This window comes from Tritonibacter sp. SIMBA_163, assembly GCF_046535935.1.
GTDB classification, from domain to species: Bacteria; Pseudomonadota; Alphaproteobacteria; order Rhodobacterales; family Rhodobacteraceae; genus Epibacterium; species Epibacterium scottomollicae.
Window position 1 is genome coordinate 1 of sequence record NZ_JAWJBP010001461.1, and the last position, 232, is coordinate 232.

The 232-nt window shown below is 60.8% G+C and carries 1 pseudogene; it reads left to right on the forward strand.

Annotated elements, in window-relative coordinates:
• A pseudogene (locus tag R0J92_RS27140) lies at positions 1–232 on the forward strand (cysteine synthase A); the annotation flags it as partial.

A 232-nucleotide genomic window follows, 5' to 3' on the forward strand; every position in this document is an offset into this window, starting at 1 on the left:
GGGGGGTGAAGGTCGGGCTTGCGGAGCCAAACGGTGCCGCGCTCTAGTCATTCTACACCACCGGAGAGCTGGCGTGCGAAGGATCCTCCATCACCGGAGGGATCGGGCAGGGGCGGATCACCAAGAATCTGGAAGGTCTCAAACCTGCCTTCAACTATCAGATCCCCGATTCCGAGGCGCTGCCTTACGTTTTCGACATGCTGCACGAAGAAGGGCTGGTACTGGGCGGAGC